General features: G+C 39.8%; 13 protein-coding genes. 8 read left to right on the plus strand and 5 right to left on the minus strand.

Going from position 1 to position 15,888, the window contains the following annotated elements; all coding sequences use genetic code 11:
• The 3 genes from Q0N70_RS10660 to thrS all read left to right on the plus strand — a co-directional run.
• Nucleotides 1–602, plus strand: a 602-nt coding sequence (locus Q0N70_RS10660; protein ID WP_294016581.1) for a M20/M25/M40 family metallo-hydrolase, incomplete at its 5' end; no start/stop codon positions are given.
• Nucleotides 603–665: 63 nt separating this feature from the next.
• A complete protein-coding gene (murA, locus tag Q0N70_RS10665; RefSeq protein WP_294016583.1) occupies nucleotides 666–1,949 on the plus strand; it encodes a UDP-N-acetylglucosamine 1-carboxyvinyltransferase in 1,284 nt (427 codons plus the stop codon).
• Between the two features lie 72 nt (nucleotides 1,950–2,021).
• Nucleotides 2,022–3,779, plus strand: a complete 1,758-nt coding sequence (gene thrS / locus Q0N70_RS10670) for a threonine--tRNA ligase (protein ID WP_294016585.1) — start codon at nucleotides 2,022–2,024, stop codon at nucleotides 3,777–3,779.
• Here the strand turns inward: thrS and Q0N70_RS10675 are convergent.
• Complete coding sequence (locus Q0N70_RS10675; RefSeq protein ID WP_294016587.1) at nucleotides 3,776–4,438, minus strand: hypothetical protein; 663 nt, start codon at nucleotides 4,436–4,438, stop codon at nucleotides 3,776–3,778. The genes thrS and Q0N70_RS10675 overlap by 4 nt on opposite strands.
• A gap of 30 nt (nucleotides 4,439–4,468) precedes the next feature.
• Nucleotides 4,469–5,047 (minus strand): C40 family peptidase, encoded by a 579-nt coding sequence (locus tag Q0N70_RS10680; RefSeq protein ID WP_294016589.1) that lies wholly within the window; start codon nucleotides 5,045–5,047, stop codon nucleotides 4,469–4,471.
• A gap of 393 nt (nucleotides 5,048–5,440) precedes the next feature.
• Here Q0N70_RS10680 and fabV point away from each other — a divergent pair, with 393 nt between their 5' ends.
• Nucleotides 5,441–6,658, plus strand: a complete 1,218-nt coding sequence (fabV, locus tag Q0N70_RS10685) for an enoyl-ACP reductase FabV (protein ID WP_294016591.1) — start codon at nucleotides 5,441–5,443, stop codon at nucleotides 6,656–6,658.
• A 143-nt stretch (nucleotides 6,659–6,801) separates the two neighbouring features.
• On the opposite strand, the gene Q0N70_RS10690 is transcribed toward fabV, so the two are convergent.
• The gene (locus tag Q0N70_RS10690; RefSeq protein WP_294016593.1) at nucleotides 6,802–7,947 is read right to left on the minus strand and encodes a hypothetical protein; all 1,146 of its coding nucleotides are present in this window, start codon (nucleotides 7,945–7,947) and stop codon (nucleotides 6,802–6,804) included.
• Between the two features lie 220 nt (nucleotides 7,948–8,167).
• On the opposite strand from Q0N70_RS10690, the gene Q0N70_RS10695 reads away from it, so the two are divergent.
• Nucleotides 8,168–9,190, plus strand: coding sequence for a LacI family DNA-binding transcriptional regulator (locus Q0N70_RS10695; protein WP_294016595.1), 1,023 nt, complete (start codon nucleotides 8,168–8,170; stop codon nucleotides 9,188–9,190).
• On the opposite strand, the gene Q0N70_RS10700 is transcribed toward Q0N70_RS10695, so the two are convergent.
• Complete coding sequence (locus Q0N70_RS10700; protein WP_294016597.1) at nucleotides 9,144–9,827, minus strand: epoxyqueuosine reductase QueH; 684 nt, start codon at nucleotides 9,825–9,827, stop codon at nucleotides 9,144–9,146. The genes Q0N70_RS10695 and Q0N70_RS10700 overlap by 47 nt on opposite strands.
• A 2-nt stretch (nucleotides 9,828–9,829) precedes the next feature.
• Nucleotides 9,830–10,759 (minus strand): diacylglycerol kinase family protein, encoded by a 930-nt coding sequence (locus Q0N70_RS10705; RefSeq protein WP_294016599.1) that lies wholly within the window; start codon nucleotides 10,757–10,759, stop codon nucleotides 9,830–9,832.
• A 192-nt stretch (nucleotides 10,760–10,951) separates the two neighbouring features.
• Here Q0N70_RS10705 and Q0N70_RS10710 point away from each other — a divergent pair, with 192 nt between their 5' ends.
• Genes Q0N70_RS10710 through mnmE form a run of 3 tightly spaced genes read left to right on the plus strand, consistent with a single transcriptional unit; the run spans nucleotide 10,952 to nucleotide 15,854 of the window.
• Nucleotides 10,952–12,016 (plus strand): PTS transporter subunit IIC, encoded by a 1,065-nt coding sequence (locus tag Q0N70_RS10710; RefSeq protein ID WP_294016601.1) that lies wholly within the window; start codon nucleotides 10,952–10,954, stop codon nucleotides 12,014–12,016.
• A 47-nt stretch (nucleotides 12,017–12,063) separates the two neighbouring features.
• Entirely contained in the window at nucleotides 12,064–14,469 is a 2,406-nt protein-coding gene (locus tag Q0N70_RS10715; protein WP_294016603.1) for a putative glycoside hydrolase, read from the plus strand.
• Nucleotides 14,466–15,854 (plus strand): tRNA uridine-5-carboxymethylaminomethyl(34) synthesis GTPase MnmE, encoded by a 1,389-nt coding sequence (gene mnmE, locus Q0N70_RS10720; RefSeq protein ID WP_294016605.1) that lies wholly within the window; start codon nucleotides 14,466–14,468, stop codon nucleotides 15,852–15,854. Before Q0N70_RS10715 ends, mnmE begins: the two co-directional genes overlap by 4 nt.
• The last annotated feature ends 34 nt before the right edge of the window (nucleotides 15,855–15,888 follow it).

The following is a 15,888-nucleotide window of genomic DNA, read 5'->3' on the forward strand; positions in this document are numbered from 1 at the left end:
TTGAAACAGAATGTTTTAATGCGTTCAGGAGCGACGTTGTGTTCAAGGGCAATGCGACTCACACGGGAACAGCGCGCGGCACAATGGTAAACGCAATCAGCATGGCTTCGTCCTTTGTTGCAAATCTTCCTGCTGGAGAACGCCCGGAAACAACAGACGGCAGGCAAGGATTTTTTGCGCTGATTTCAATTGAAGGTTCTATAGAAGAATCGAAGGTTTCTCTTTTGCTCCGTGATTTTTCTGCGGACGGAATGGAAAAAAGAAAATCTACGGTTGAGCTTCTTGCAAAAACTATTTCTGAACTTTTTGGCGGAAAGGCTGAAGTTTTGCACACACAGCAGTATTTGAACATGAAAGAAAATTTGGACAAGAATCCAAAAGTTGCAGAGCGGCTTGTTTCAGCGTATAAGGCGAGCGGAATAGAGCCGGTTTTTACTCCGATTCGCGGCGGCACTGACGGTTCTAGGCTTACGGAAATGGGAATTCCTTGTCCGAATATTTTTACAGGTGGACACAATTTTCATTCGCGCAATGAATGGGCTAGCCTTGACCAGATGATAAAAGCAGTTGAAGTTCTAGTTCATCTTTGCTGTGGCGAATGATTTTCCATAGATAATATTTTTGCCCAAATTGAAATTCATTCAAAATCTGTTTATAATTGCGCTATGTATGAATATAAAATAGAAGGCGGTTTTCCAATAAAGGGAACTATAAAGGCAAGCGGAAACAAAAATGCAGCTCTTCCTTGCATTGCGGCTTCCTTGCTTACTTCCGAAAAAGTTATTTTACGAAATATTCCAGAAATTGAAGATACAGGCGTTATGCTTTTGATTTTGCAGTCGTTTGGCGCAAAAGTTGAAAAGCTTTCTGAAAATGCCTGGGAAATAAATGCTTCTGAAATATCTCGAAATGATATTCCTCCTGAGCTCAGTAAAAAAATCCGCGCTTCAATTCTTTTTGCAGGACCTTTGCTTGCCCGCACTGGAAAAGCCATAATGCCGCCTCCTGGTGGAGATGTTATTGGCCGCCGCCGTCTTGACACTCACTTTCTTGCGCTTGAAGAACTTGGCGCACGTGTTTCAATAGACCGAAAATTTGAGTTCAGCGCGAATAAGCTTGTTGGCTCTGATATTTTTCTTGACGAAACTTCTGTTACTGCCACAGAAAATGCTGTTATGGCGGCTGTTCTTGCGGAAGGTTCAACAGAAATTACAAATGCAGCTAGCGAGCCTCACGTTCAGGATTTGTGCAATATGCTGAATGCAATGGGCGCAAAAATTTCAGGAGTTGGATCAAATATTTTAAAGATTGAAGGCGTAAAAAAGCTTAAGGGCTGCGATTTTTCAATTGGCCCGGATTTTATGGAAATAGGTTCGTTTATTGGACTTGCCGCCGCTACTCACGGCTCTATAAAAATTGAAGGTGTCCGTGTAAATGATTTGCGCCCGCTGCGAATTTCTTTTAACAAGCTTGGAATCCGCTGGGATATTGAAGAAGATGTTCTTACAGTTTCCGCGGATCAGGAAATGAAAGTGAACACAGATTTAGGCGGAATGATTCCAAAAATTGATGACAGTCCTTGGCCGGGATTTCCGCCGGATTTAACTTCGATTATGACAGTTGTTGCAACTCAAGTTGAAGGAACTGTTTTGATTTTTGAAAAAATGTTTGAAAGCCGAATGTTCTTTGTGGACAAGCTTATAAGCATGGGCGCGCGAATTACGCTTTGTGATCCTCACCGTGCTGTTGTTGCAGGTCCAAGTTCTCTTCATGGCGAGCATCTTGTTTCTCCTGATGTCCGTGCTGGAATGGCAATGGTTATTGCGGCTCTTTGTGCCCGTGGAGAAAGCCGGATTAGCAATGTGTATCAGATTGAACGTGGCTACGAAAACCTTGTGGAACGCTTAAAGTCTCTTGGCGCGCATATAGAAAAAATAGACATCGCTTGACGTCTTGTTGAAATATAAATAAAAAAAGAATAATCTATGCTATTAGCAGTATAGAATTTCGAGGAATTGAAAATGGCAGTTGATGAAAAATTACAGACAATACGCCACAGTTGTGCGCACGTAATGGCAGAAGCAGTTTTAAATCTTTTTCCGGGAACAAAAATTGCAATCGGTCCTGCAATAGAAAACGGATTTTATTATGATTTTGATTTTCCAGAAGGACACAAAGTCTGCGCGGAAGATTTTGCTTCAATAGAAAAAGAAATGCGCAAAATTATTTCCGGCAACCATGATTTTATCCGCAAAGAAGTTTCAAAGTCAGAAGCGCTTGAGCTTTTTAAAGATCAGCCTTACAAGGAAGAGCTTATAAAGGAACTTCCAGAAGGCGAAGTTATAACAACTTATGAGCAGGACGGCTACCTTGATTTGTGCCGTGGTCCTCATGTTGCGAATACAAAGGAAATAAATCAGCAGTCATTTAAACTTATGAGCATTGCTGGCGCTTATTGGAGAGGAGATGTAAAGAGGCCGATGCTTACACGCATTTATGCAGTTTGCTTTTACAAGCCGAATGATTTAAAAGATTATCTTACAATGCTTGAAGAGGCGGACAAACGAGATCACCGCAAACTTGGCGTGCAGCTGGATTTGTTCCATCTTGACCCGGAAGATCCTGGTCAGATTTTCTGGCATCCGAATGGCTGGACAATGTACGTAACTTTGCAGGACTATATGCGCGAAAAAATCCGCAAAGACGGTTATATGGAAGTAAATACGCCAGCTATAATGCCTCGCACTTTGTGGGAGCGTTCCGGGCACTGGGGACATTACCAAAAAAATATGTTTGTTACTGAAAGTGAAAAACGTATGTTTGCAATCAAGCCCATGAACTGTCCTGGCGCGCTTGAAATTTTTAATTCAAGAGTCCGCTCATACAAAGACTTGCCGATGCGTCTTGCGGAATTCGGACATTGTGTTCGCAACGAGCCGAGCGGAACTTTGCATGGAATTATGCGTGTGCGTGGATTTGTTCAGGACGATGCGCATATTATCTGCACAGAAGATCAGATTGAAAGTGAAGTTTCTAAATTCTGCCGTTTGCTTCTTGATGTTTATAAAGATTTTGGCTTTGACAAAAATTTGCTTGTAAAACTTTCTACAATGCCGGAAGATCACGTTGGCGATTTGGAAACTTGGCAGCACGCGGAAAAAGCGTTGGCGGCGGCTTGCAAGTCAGCAGGAATGGAATATGAGATTCAGCCTGGTGAAGGCGCATTCTACGGACCTAAACTTGAGTTCACGCTTATTGATGCTCTTGGCCGTCAGTGGCAGTGCGGAACAATTCAGCTTGACTATCAGCTTCCGAGCGCAGAACGACTTAATGCTGAATATATCGGCGCGGACAATCAAAAGCATCATCCTGTAATGTTGCACCGCGCGGTTCTTGGTTCTCTTGAGCGCTTCCTTGGAATTCTGATTGAAAACTATGCTGGTGTTTTCCCTGCTTGGCTTTCTTTTGAGCAGGCGGCGGTTGTTCCTGTTGCTCTAGAATTCAACTCTTATGCTGAAAAAGTTGCTGATGAGCTTAAGTCGCTTGGAGTGCGCGCAAATGCTTATACAGACGACAGCAACATGAAAAACAAAATCAAGAACATTTCAACGGAACACAGAACTCCGTACATTCTTGTTGTTGGAGAAAAAGAACAGGGAGAAAATTCCGTTACTTGCCGCTTTAGATTTTCATCCAAGATTCCGCAGAAGACATTTGCTCTCAAGGAATTTGAAGATTATATCTTGGACAAAATCAGAACGCATTACAACGGAATTTAAAAATCTATAGAGAAAATTTTTTCTTCAGATAAAGTCAGAAAATCCGTAAGTGGAATAGAAAATCGTTTTGTTTTTCCTGCTGGCGAAACAAGCGAAAGTTCCACTGCGGATTTTTTTAGTTCCTGCGCAAGATTTTCACCGTAGACAACCGCAACTAAATCTTCGTATTCGCTGGCAGTCATTTCTTCGCCTGTAAAAACCGGAGCCATAAGAAGGTCAAAAAAACTTTGCGTTTCTGCAGGAAGCGTTGAAGCTAATTTTTTTATATTTTCCGGGCTGAATTTTATTTTTAATGATTTTTCATTCTGGGAAACAAAGCTTGAAAAATTTCCAGTTCCAGAAATATTCAGTTTGGAAAATTCTGGAGACGAAACTTTTGCATTTTTGAATTCTGAATTTTCTAGCGCGGATTTTATTTTTTTTGTATCGAAAATTACAAGCTCGTTATTTGAATCAAGTCCGCCGCTGGAATTAATTTCGCTTAGTCCGCTTGAAGCTTCTTTTATTGCAGTTGAAATTACTTCGCCTAAATCAATTTCAGCTGAAAAAGTCTGCATTCCATTTTTTTCCGCTTTGACTTGAACCAAAGATGCGCAGCCTGTAAATGCAAGAAGAATAAAAAGATAAAAGGTTGCGCATATATATTTTGCTCTTTTCATATTATTGAAAACAGATTTTTGCTGAAAATGTTACTTTTTTTGTACTCTTGCATTTTGTGTTTTTGTGTTTTGAGCTTGTACTTTTGTGCGCGGAAGAATTCTTCCATATCCAAAGAAATGGTTTTTCCAAAAACGTTCACTAATCAATGTGAGTTGAACTCCTGTTTTTGGTCCGTCGCTTACTGCTGAAACGAAAACGCGCTTTCCGTTGAATTCAGTGATCGGTCCGCGGTAAACTCCGCAATAAAGTCCGATATGTGTTACGCGGTCAGAGTTCGGGTCGTTTTTAAAGAACATCAAGTCGCCTGGCTCTTTTTCCTTTGGGTCGATTTTTAGTATGCGGCTGCTGTTGTAAATTTCGTTTGCGGTGCGCGGAAGCTGAATGCCTGCTCCGTTTTTAACTGCATAATCTATGAATCCGCTGCAGTCGAATCCTGTTTCCGGATCTGTTCCGCCGTAAACATATTTTGTTCCTACAAATGAAAGCGAATATGTTATGAGTTTTTGTCTTCTTTCTGAAACTTTCGGGGCTGCAAAGATTCCCTGAATAATTATAAGGGAAAAAATAAAATAAAATGAAAGTTTGTAAATTTTGTGGTACATTTTCATAATAATACCTCGGAAGAAATTCAGTTTTAGCTTAAAGCATTTTCAAAAAAATAGTGCCATAATGATGAATTTTTTTCAAGAAGATAACAGGATTTGACATCAGGGCAAACGCATTATAAATAATTTAAGTAAAGTCTGAACGCAGGAACAGTTTCTGGGGTAAAAACACTCTGATTGCTGTGACCGCGTGAGCGGGCAATTCTATAGTTACTTTGCAACAATCAGCGTGTAGCGCATTATTGCGCGATTTTGAACCAGGAAACCGTGCCTGGGAGCCAGTTTTATGCTGAATACATTTATAATGCGTTTGCCCTGGATTTGACATATTGACGTAAAATGTCAAAGTAGATAGACTTTAAAATTATAACTATATTTTTTACAGGAGACTTTAAAATGATTATTAAACCGATGATCCGCAGCAATATGTGTATCAATGCTCATCCAATTGGCTGCGCAAAAGAAACTGAAAATCAGATTAATTATGTTATAGTTCAGAAAGCAAAGCGTGGAACTAAGACTTTGGCGGAAGGCGGAAAAGCTCCAAAGACTGTTCTTGTTCTTGGCTGCTCTACAGGCTACGGACTTGCAAGCAGAATTGCAGCAGCTTTTGAATACGGAGCTGACACAATCGGAGTTTCATTTGAAAAACAGCCTACACAGGTAAAAGGCGGAACTCCTGGCTGGTACAACAACATGGCATTTGACAAGGCCGCAGAGAAAGCCGGATTAAAGACAAAGACTTTCAATGCGGATGCTTACAGCGATGAATGCCGCGCGGAAGTTATAAAGCAGCTTAAAGACTGGGGCGCAAAAGCTGACCTTGTTATTTATTCATTGGCAAGTCCTGTCCGCACAGATCCAGATACAAAAGTTATGTACCGTTCAGTAATCAAGCCTATTAATCAGGTTTATTCTGGAGCCTCTCTTGATATGATGACCGGAAAAATTACTCAGGCTTCAACACAGCCGGCAGAAGAAGATGAAATTCCGAACACTGTAAAAGTAATGGGCGGCGAAGACTGGGAAAGATGGATTAAACAGCTTTCAGAAGCGGATGTTCTTGCAGACGGATGCCGTACTTTGGCTTATTCTTACATCGGACCTTCTCTTTCTCATCCAATTTACCGCGACGGAACAATTGGCGAGGCAAAAAAGGATTTGGAAAAACGTGCGCACAATATTGATGCTGCTCTTAAGGCAAAAGGCGGAGCTGCTTACGTAAGTGTTAACAAGGGACTTATTACACGTTCATCTTCTGTTATTCCGATTATCACACAGTACCTTGGCGTTCTTTTCAAGATTATGAAAAAGCAGGGAACTCATGAAGGATGCATTGAGCAGATGGAGCGTTTGTTTGCCGAGCGTCTTTATACAGCTGACGGAAAAGTTCCTGTAGATTCAGAAAATAGAATCCGCATGGATGACTGGGAAATGGATCCAAAAGTTCAGGATGAAGTGAATAAAGTTATGCCGGCTGTTACAGAAGAAAATGTAAACGAGCTTGTTGACTTGGCAGGAATTCGCCACGACTTCCTGATTATAAACGGCTTCGATGTTGATGGCGTTGACTACAACAAAGAAGTTACAGATATGTCAAAAATAGAATACTAATTTTTTGTCATTAATTGTGTAAAATGACATTGCCGGGCATAGACCCGGTGATGTTTGCATAGCAAACTCAGTCAGCAAATCTTTTAAATGATACTAGATTCCCGCATCAAGTGCGGGAATGACAGTTTTAGCCTGATATTTTTTTAGAATACAACGCAGACGCCAGCTCCAACGGAATTTTTTCTTCTGTCAGTGTCTGTGGAAATGTCTCCATATACAGTCACTGTAAATCCTTTTGCAATTTCAAAGTCAACACGAGGAATTATATTTGCATAAGTGTCTGTGTCTCCTTTGTAGCGGCTGTCAAAAATTCTGATTGTGCTTTCAACGCTTAATGAAAGGCTGTCTAGTAAGTTATATTTTACCGCCGGAATTATAGAAAAGAAATTCAATGTGTCGCCGTCTTTGTCTGTGTAAGTTTCGTCTCTAAAATGCTGGTAGCTCGCAATTCCCAAAAGCAATTTGTCAATTCCTGTGTATTCAATGTTTTCAACAAAAACAAGCTGGGCTGGTTTCATTTTTGGAATTTCAGGTTTTCCCATTCTGAACTCATTTCGTGTTTTCTGTTTTTGGTAAATTCCTTCTGCGCTGAATTTAATTCCGTTTGCAAATTTCAAATTCACATTTGCGTATCCTGCTCCGGCTGCTGCAACTGCTCCTCTAAAGCTAAAGAAATCTTTTGTAAAATTTATTCCGCCAACGAATGCGTTTTTTCCGAATTCTTTTGCTCCATTATCGTAGCCGTCTTTCCGTGGATAAAATTTTTCGCCTTTCGAATATGAATACAAATAATCCTGGACGATTGCGCCGCCGATTTTCAGTTCAGGCAGAATTGAATAAACCGCATAGCCGCCAGTTTTTTTTGTGATAAATGTAAACTGCTCAAATCCGGTTGAAGTAAAAAACATATCTTTTATTCTTCCGCCTGAAACAAAAAGTTTTTGGTCAAGAAATTTTCCCCAGGCGTTTGCGTAAGTTATCATTTTTTCATTGAAAGCGATTTTGTCAAACGAACCTGCATACTGGTATCTTATGCTTGCTCCGAATTTTTTTTCTGTTCCAATGAATTCGCCATCGAGCCTTATGCGTGAAAATTCATCGTCGCCAAAATAGTCGCCCTTTGTCCAAGTTGCCGCGGAAAATGAATTGATGTCGTCATTGTCTTCGCCTTTTGCGCCGTCGAATGCAGTTGAAATTCCAGAGCGGACATGGCCTGAAAGTTTAAAAGTCTGCGCGGAAACAAAAACTGATGCGCCCGCCAGAATTGCTAAAAAAAAATATTTCTTCATAGAAAACCTCTTATGTTGCCTTATGCTAACGATTTTGCTGTTGCTATTCAACTATTCAAAAAAACTTAGGCTTCCAATATTCATTCAAGTTGTTTATAATATTTTATGTTTAGCTGTCATTATCGGACTTGACCCGGTAATAATCTATTGTAAATTTTTAGCAGATTCCTATGTCGTAGCATGGGAATGACAGCATAAAATCGAACCTTAAGGTGAAAATATGAAATCTGCTGTTACTCAAAATGATGTCGCAAAAGAAGCCGGCGTAACACGGAGCATGGTAAGCTATGTTATAAGCGGAAACTCTGACCGTTCTGTTGCTCCAGAAACACGCAAAAGAATTTTGGATGCAATTGAAAGGCTTGGCTACAGGCCGAACAAGGCGGCACAGGCATTGCAGCAAGGCGATGTTGGTTTTGCAGCGAATAAGCTTGGCGTTGTTCTTTGCTCTTCTGAAACTTTTTTGCGTCCGTATTATGCGGATATACTTTCTGGAATTCACCTTGAAGCGCATGAGCAGAATTTTCAGGTGAGCTTTATAAGGTTTTTCCACGAGCTGAAAAATCCGGTTTTGTTTAACAGTTTGATTCACGAAGAAGAAATCGGCGGGCTGATTCTTGTTGCAACGGATCAGTGCCTGAAAACTGATGAAGATAAAAAAATCATCGATAAAATAAAAGAGCGGCTTTCTAAAATTGTCTGCATCGAATTTCAGTATGAAGGTTTGAGCAGCGTTATGTTTGACAGACAGGAAACTGCGCGGCGGGCAACAGAATATTTGATTCAAAAAGGTTTTTCCGACATAGGATATATTGGCGAGGACGATGACCGCGTGCATGGAGTTCAGCTTGCTTTGTCTGAAAAAAATCTTGATGCAAAACGAGACAATTTTTTTATTGCCGAAACTTTTGACATGAGCGGCGGATTCAAAGCGATAGATTTTTTTCCTGCTGATAAAAAAATTCCACGAGCAATTGTCTGCGGTTCTGACGAAGTTGCGATTGGAGTTCTCCGCGGCTTGAGCAAAAAAAATATTTCGGTTCCAGACGATGTTGCAATAATCAGCATAGACAATATTGAAATTTCAGAATACACGTGTCCGCCTTTGACCACGATGAATGTGCAGAAAAAAGCAATGGGCGAGCAAGCTGTAAAAATGATTGTTTCTGGAACGGCAGGAAAGGATGAAAGCGCGCTTAAAATTGTGCTTCCGTCTTCTCTTGTTGTGCGTGAGTCTTGCTAGAATTTTCTGCGGAAAAAATGCAACCGCAATATTGCTGCCGGTAAAGAGAAAATTCTTTGCTAAGCTCAAGGCTTCTAAGAAAACCGCCTTTCTTTTTAAAGTCAGAAAAAAGCCACTTTGGTTTTTCATTTGCGCATTCAGAAAGCTCTTTTCCAATTTGGTTTATTTTTTCTGAATCCTTAAACGGACTTATTGAAAGCGTTGTGCAAAAATAATCGAAGCTGTTTTTTTGTGCAAATTCGAAAGTTTTCTTCAGCCTGAACTCGTAGCATCTTCTGCATCGCTCGCCTTTTTCTGGTTCTTTTACAAGTTCTGGATTTTCCTTGATTTTTATTGCGTCATAGAATTCCTGCGGAATATAACAATCTTCCAGGAGCTTTACAGAATTTTCTTTTGCTGGAGAAAAATCCGGCAGGAATTTTTTTAGTTCTTCAAGTCGCCTTTTATATTCTTCTTCTGGAAAAATATTTGGATTGTAATACAAGATTGTTATGTCAAAAAATGAAGCAAGGAATTCCAAAACATAAGATGAGCAAGGCGCGCAGCAAGCATGAAGCAAAAGCTTTGGTCTGTTCTCTAGCGAAATATTTTTTTCTAGCGATGAAAGAATTTTTTCAAGCTCGATTTGATAATTCATTTTTAAATGCCCAGTATTTTTAATTTTTTTTCAAAAGTGCGAACTGTTATTTCAGAAGTTTTTTGATAGACTTCGCCATCCGTGTGCAGCCAAAGCGGAATTGTTGTCTTGAATGTTGCGCTTGAAAATTCTATTAAATTTATTCCAGGAAAAATTCCGTGCAGCCCGAAAAAAGCAGTTGGCAAAGCAAAAAGAATTCCTAGAACTGTTTTGTTGTTTACAATGCACAAATTCATTTTTCCATCCGTAGGATTCGCTTTTGGACAGAATTTAAATCCGCCGCCTTCATAACGATGAACCATTGAAGCTGCAAAAAGAAATTTCGGCAGGACAAGTTTTTTGCCATTATCAAATTCAACTGCGCAATCTGCCTTTGGAGCGTGAATAATTTGATTCAATGCTATTGCAAGATACGTCAATTTTCCAAGTCCGAATTTGTTCAAGTTTCTTTTTATAAATGAATGTGAGGATTTTTGGCAGACCGCTGCGTCGAATCCCAAGCCTGAGCTTACAACAAATTTTCTTTTTGTTTTTTCTGTAATAACTTCGCCTAAATCTAATTCAACTGGCTTTGTGGCTGAAAGAATTTTTTCAAGGCATTTTTTTACTGACTTTGAAATTTTCATGTCGCGCGCAAAATCGTTGCTTGAGCCTGTCGGAATGTATGCGAGCATAACAGTTTCAAAATTTTGTATTCCCTGAACTGCGTCATTTAAAGTTCCGTCGCCGCCAAGAATTACAATTGTGCAGTTTTTTTCTGCTGAAGATTTTTCGCTGATTTTGGAGCAGATTTTTGTAACGTCTCCATGCTCTTTTGAAAACTCAACATCATATAGAATTTTTCTTGAAATCAAAACCGGCTCAATTTTTCTTTTCCATAATCGAAGTCCTTTGCCTGAGCGCGAAACTGGATTTACAATAAAATGAAACATTTAAAAAGAATAGCACAAAAATGCAAAAACGTCAGCGGATTGTTTTTTTCTTTTCCCTCTGATAAAATAAAATTGTAACGATGATTACGTTGTGATGACTGTCGGTTGAATCCCACAACCTAACGAGCCTACGAACGCTCCTATCACTGCATTTCCAAGTAAGCAATCTAAAAAATTTTTAAAGGACTCTTTATGAACAAGTATGTTAAACGCTACTTAATCGATGCGATGGGCGGAATGGCGCAAGGACTTTTTGCGTCCCTTTTGATTGGAACAATTGTCAAGACTTTGGGACAGCAGCTGCTTAGGCTTGGAACAAATCCTGTTTTTGAATTTTTTGTTTCAGCAGGAAACTTTGCCTGTGAAGCTCATGTTGTTGGCGCGGCTATGGCTGTTGGAATTGGATACGCGATGGGAGCTTCTTCCCTTGTTTTGTTTACTCTTGTTGCTGTTGGCGCGGCTGCAAATGTTTCTGGCGGAGCTGGAGGACCGCTTGCAGTTCTTATAATTGCAGTTCTTTCATGCGAATGCGGAATGCTAGTAAGCAAAAAAACAAAAGTTGACATTATTGTAACGCCTTTGGTTACAATTGCCGCCGGAGTTTTTTTCACTTTGCTTTTTGCAAGCCATATTGGAAAAGCCGCCTATGCGTTTGGAAATTTAATTATGTGGGCAACAACATTAAAGCCTTTCTTAATGGGAATTCTTATTTCTGTAATTGTCGGAATTCTTTTGACTCTTCCTGTAAGCTCTGCGGCGGTTTGCGCGGCTCTTGGACTTACAGGGCTTGCGGGCGGAGCTGCTGTTGCCGGCTGTTGCGCTCAAATGGTTGGATTTGCAGTTATGAGTTTTAAAGAAAATGGCTGGAGCGGAATTTTATCTCAGGGACTTGGAACTTCAATGCTTCAGATGCCGAACATTGTAAAAAATCTGCGGATATGGATTCCGCCTACGCTTGCTTCCGTTATAACCGGCCCGATTGCGACTTGTGTTTTCAAAATGCAGATGAACGGTGCTGCGGTTTCAAGCGGAATGGGAACTTGCGGTCTTGTAGGTCAGATTGGAATTATAACAGGATGGTTTGAGCCTTCACAAGCTGCGGTTGCGCACGGAGCTGTTGCAGTTTCGCCGGGAATTTTTGACTGGCTTGGACTTGTTCTTATTTGTTTTGTTCTTCCGGCTGTTTTTTCTGTTTTGTTTTGTTCTATATTAAGAAAAATTGGCTGGATAAAAGACGGGGATTTGCTTCTTCAGTAAAATTTAAATCTTCTAAAATTTAATGTTGAAATGCCGATAAAAAGACCATGCGTATACTCTTTTTAAAATTGTGCATTTCAGCATCATTTTTTTCTTTTTTTTCGGGAATTGTTTTTGCCCAGTCAAAGCCTTTGTATAAGCTTCCAGAGGTTTATCTTGAAAGAAGAGTTTCTGAAAATCCAGAGCCATTTTTAATCGGAACAGACACTGGACTTTTTAAGATTCTTCCGAGCGGAATTGCAGATCCTTTGTGGACAGAAGGAAAAGTTGAACGCATTTTAAGAACTCAGGCAAAATGGTTTTTTGTTACAGAAAAAGGAATTTATTCTTCTTTAGATTTAAAGGAATTTACGCAGCGCAATATAGGACTTCCCTCATTAATCGTAAAAAATTATGAAAACGGAAAAAAAGAAATAGTTCAAAAAATGCCTCTTTTAAAAGACATTTGCGCAGATCCATTGAATCCAGATATTTTAGTTACAGCCACAAAAGATGAAGTTTTTATAACTCGTGACGGCGGCGCAACTTGGAAGTCTCTTGGTTCGGCAAGCAATTACACTGCTGGAATGAAAGCGGTCGCAGTTTCGCACATGCCGGTTTATGGAAAAAACGGAGAAATTGAAAGCAGCGAAATTGTTGTTTTTATGTCGCATCCGATTTACGGTTTTAGCTATTGCCGCGCTGATGAAAAAAATCCAAAGTGGATTGACGTGAGCGCAGGTTTTTCCGCAATGCAAAGCCTTACGCAGGTCGATGAAATTTCTGATATTCTGCCAGTTTTGTGCCGGGATTCATCTGGAAATATTTATGCGGAAATTTATCTTTCCCAGTCATTTATTCCAAATATTTACAGATTTGACTGGCGGACAAAAAAAGCTGAAAAAATTTATCAAGGCGAAAATCCGTGCGATGCAATTGACGGACTTTGTCAAGACGGCTCTAACTTGATTTTTTCAACAGTCGGAAAAATTCTTTCGCTTTCTCTTGAAACAAGGGAAGTTTCAGAAATTTCAAGTTTCAATTCTTGGCGGGAAAATTTAACTGCTGCAGGCGACACTATAAATTCAGCTTTTGTTCCCAAGAATATTTCGCAGCTTGGAGCGAATGTTACTTTAAATGAGCTTTGGCTTTTAAATCCTGAAACGATTCTTTCTCCCTGGGCTTCGATTGCAAATAAAAAGAAATCAATTTATGCGTCTGTCTATCAGCTTAGAAATTCTGCGGGAATTGAAAAGTACAAAAAAATTATTTCTGACAACAAACTCAATTCTGTTGTAATTGACATGAAAGATGACTACGGACTTTTGCGATTCGAGCCGAACAGTCAGCTTTTAAAGCAAAAAGGAAAAGTTACTCAGTACAAAATTGACTTGGAGCAAGTTGTAAGCGAATTTAAAAATGACGGTGTTTATCTTATTGCGCGCATCGTTGTTTTTAAAGACAGAAATTTGGCTTCGTATGATAAAGGAAAATATGCAGTTTGGAATTCCCGCACAAATTCGCCATGGATGGGAATCCGCGGAAAAGAAAATGTTACTGATGAAAATGGAAATCCGGCTGGAACAAAAACTGTTTATTATGATGAAAACTGGGTTGATCCTTACAGCGAGGAAGTTTGGGAATACAATGTTGAAATTGCAAAGGAACTTGTTTCCCGTGGCTTTGATGAAATTCAGTTTGACTACATAAGATTTCCGACTGACGGAACAAATTTAAATTCCGCAGTTTACAGATGGCGCGATAAAGGCATGGTAAAAGAAAGCGCGCTGGTTTCATTTTTGTCCTATGCACGCAAAAATATAAAAGCTCCTATTGGAATTGACATTTACGGCGCAAACGGCTGGTACAGAAGCGGAACACGAACAGGCCAAGATGTTGAGCTTATGAGTGAATATGTCGATGTCATTTGCCCGATGTTTTATCCGTCGCATTTTGAGCAGGATTTCCTTGAGTATCCGCCTTATGAAGAACGTGCGTACAGAATTTATTTTTACGGCTCATTTAGAAATACAATAATCGGAAGAAACAGAATTATTGTGCGTCCTTGGATTCAGGCGTTTTACATGGGCGTAAGGCACGATAGAAAATATTATGACAAGAATTATGTTCTTCGGGAAATTTTTGGTGTGCGCGATGGTCTTGACAGAGGATATATGCATTGGAATAATTCCGGCGGATATTATGAGGACATCAGCCCAGATCCACAGAACAATGAAATTTCTCCGTGGCATGAAAAAGAATGCGATTTGCAAAAACGAATTCCGGCATTCAGTCTGGGAATAAAAAATTCTTCAGATTCCGATTTGCAGGATTTGGAGCAGAAAAAAGAAAATGCAAAGGACATGATTTCAATTTGGAATTCTGTGCTGGACAATGAGCTTGAATACGAAAACGCAAGTGTTACAACAAGAAATTTCCTTCATGTAAAGCCTGTGTTCGGTGGAAGCAAATGAATAAATATACGCCAGAAGAACCGATAGCGGCAATTGCAACAGCTCTTGTTCCTTCTGCAATCGGAATTGTCAGAACGAGCGGAAAAAACTGCATTGAGCTTGTAAGCAAAATTTTTTCACGCAAAAAAGCTCTCTTGCAGGCTGCCGGAAATTCTCTTGTTTACGGCTGGATTGAAAATCCGAAAATTCAGAATGGAAACAAAAAAATTGATGAAGTTATGCTTGGCGTTTACAAAGCTCCAAAGTCTTTTACAGGCGAAGACATGGTTGAAATATTTTGCCATGGCGGAGTAAATGTTGTAACTTCAATTTTTTCTTTGCTGCTTGAAAATGGTTTTAGAAAAGCCGAGCGTGGAGAATTTACGTTCAGGGCTTATATAAACGGAAAAATGGATCTTACAAAAGCCGAAGCTGTAAAAGAAATAATAGACAGCCGCACAAATGCTTCCAGAACCCGCGCCGCCGGACGTTTAAGCGGAAATCTTTTTGAGCAAATTTCTTCTATTAAAAAACTGATTTTGGACACAATTGGAAACATTGAAGTTGAAATTGAATATCCAGAAGACGAAGAAAATATTTCAGAATCATTTGACACTTCATTGCTAAAAGCCGCGCAGAAAAAACTTTCAGACTTGGCTTCTTCTTGGAAGGCTGAAAAACTTTATCAAGACGGAGCAAGAGTTGTTTTGTGCGGAAAAACCAATGCCGGAAAATCAAGTCTTTTCAATTCGCTTTTAAAAGAAGAGCGCGCAATTGTCAGCAGCATTGAAGGAACGACACGGGACTGGCTTGAGTGCTGGACAGATTTTGCAGGAATCCCTGTAAGGCTTTTTGATACTGCCGGTCTTAGAAAAACTTCGGACTTAATTGAAGAGCGTGGCGTTGAGCTTGCAAAAGATTTAAGCCAGGATGCGGATGTCATTCTTTATCTTGTGGACAGTTCAAAAGGAATTTTAAAGGACGATTTGGATTTTATTGAAAGCCAGAAAAATATTCCGGTTGTTTTGGTTTTGAACAAATGCGATTCCTTTGATTTGAATTTGGATGGAATAAAAAAAGTCTGGAAAGATTCTGTAAAAATTTCTGCAAAAAATAATATCGGAATAGAGCTGCTTGTTTTTAAAGTAAAAGACATTTTGTTTGACGGCGAAAAAACTGAACGTGAGCAAAGCGGGCTTGGTTCGGCGCGGCAAAAAAAATCAGTTCAGGAAGCACTGGAACGAGTAACGCACGCTTTGGAAATTTCTCAAGATTTCAGCTACGGACTTGATGCGGTTGTTCAGGATTTGGAAGATGCTTTGGAATGCCTTGGTGAAGTTGCCGGTGAAGTTTCTCCAGACGATGTCCTTGAAAATATTTTCAGCCGCTTTTGTGTCGGCAAATGACAACAGATTTTTTTTTCAGTATAATCAGATTCAA

This window comes from uncultured Treponema sp., assembly GCF_945873775.1.
GTDB lineage: Bacteria > Spirochaetota > Spirochaetia > Treponematales > Treponemataceae > Treponema_D.

Bases quoted from the DNA above. Each gene is read 5' to 3' on its own strand.
- Q0N70_RS10680 (WP_294016589.1), bottom strand. From the start codon at position 5,047: ATGAAAATGTACCACAAAATTTACAAACTTTCATTTTATTTTATTTTT.
- Q0N70_RS10695 (WP_294016595.1), top strand. From the start codon at position 8,168: ATGAAATCTGCTGTTACTCAAAATGATGTCGCAAAAGAAGCCGGCGTA.
- Q0N70_RS10715 (WP_294016603.1), top strand. From the start codon at position 12,064: ATGCGTATACTCTTTTTAAAATTGTGCATTTCAGCATCATTTTTTTCT.
- Q0N70_RS10700 (WP_294016597.1), bottom strand. From the start codon at position 9,827: ATGAATTATCAAATCGAGCTTGAAAAAATTCTTTCATCGCTAGAAAAA.
- fabV (WP_294016591.1), top strand. From the start codon at position 5,441: ATGATTATTAAACCGATGATCCGCAGCAATATGTGTATCAATGCTCAT.
- thrS (WP_294016585.1), top strand. From the start codon at position 2,022: ATGGCAGTTGATGAAAAATTACAGACAATACGCCACAGTTGTGCGCAC.
- Q0N70_RS10675 (WP_294016587.1), bottom strand. From the start codon at position 4,438: ATGAAAAGAGCAAAATATATATGCGCAACCTTTTATCTTTTTATTCTT.
- murA (WP_294016583.1), top strand. From the start codon at position 666: ATGTATGAATATAAAATAGAAGGCGGTTTTCCAATAAAGGGAACTATA.
- Q0N70_RS10710 (WP_294016601.1), top strand. From the start codon at position 10,952: ATGAACAAGTATGTTAAACGCTACTTAATCGATGCGATGGGCGGAATG.
- Q0N70_RS10705 (WP_294016599.1), bottom strand. From the start codon at position 10,759: ATGTTTCATTTTATTGTAAATCCAGTTTCGCGCTCAGGCAAAGGACTT.
- mnmE (WP_294016605.1), top strand. From the start codon at position 14,466: ATGAATAAATATACGCCAGAAGAACCGATAGCGGCAATTGCAACAGCT.
- Q0N70_RS10690 (WP_294016593.1), bottom strand. From the start codon at position 7,947: ATGAAGAAATATTTTTTTTTAGCAATTCTGGCGGGCGCATCAGTTTTT.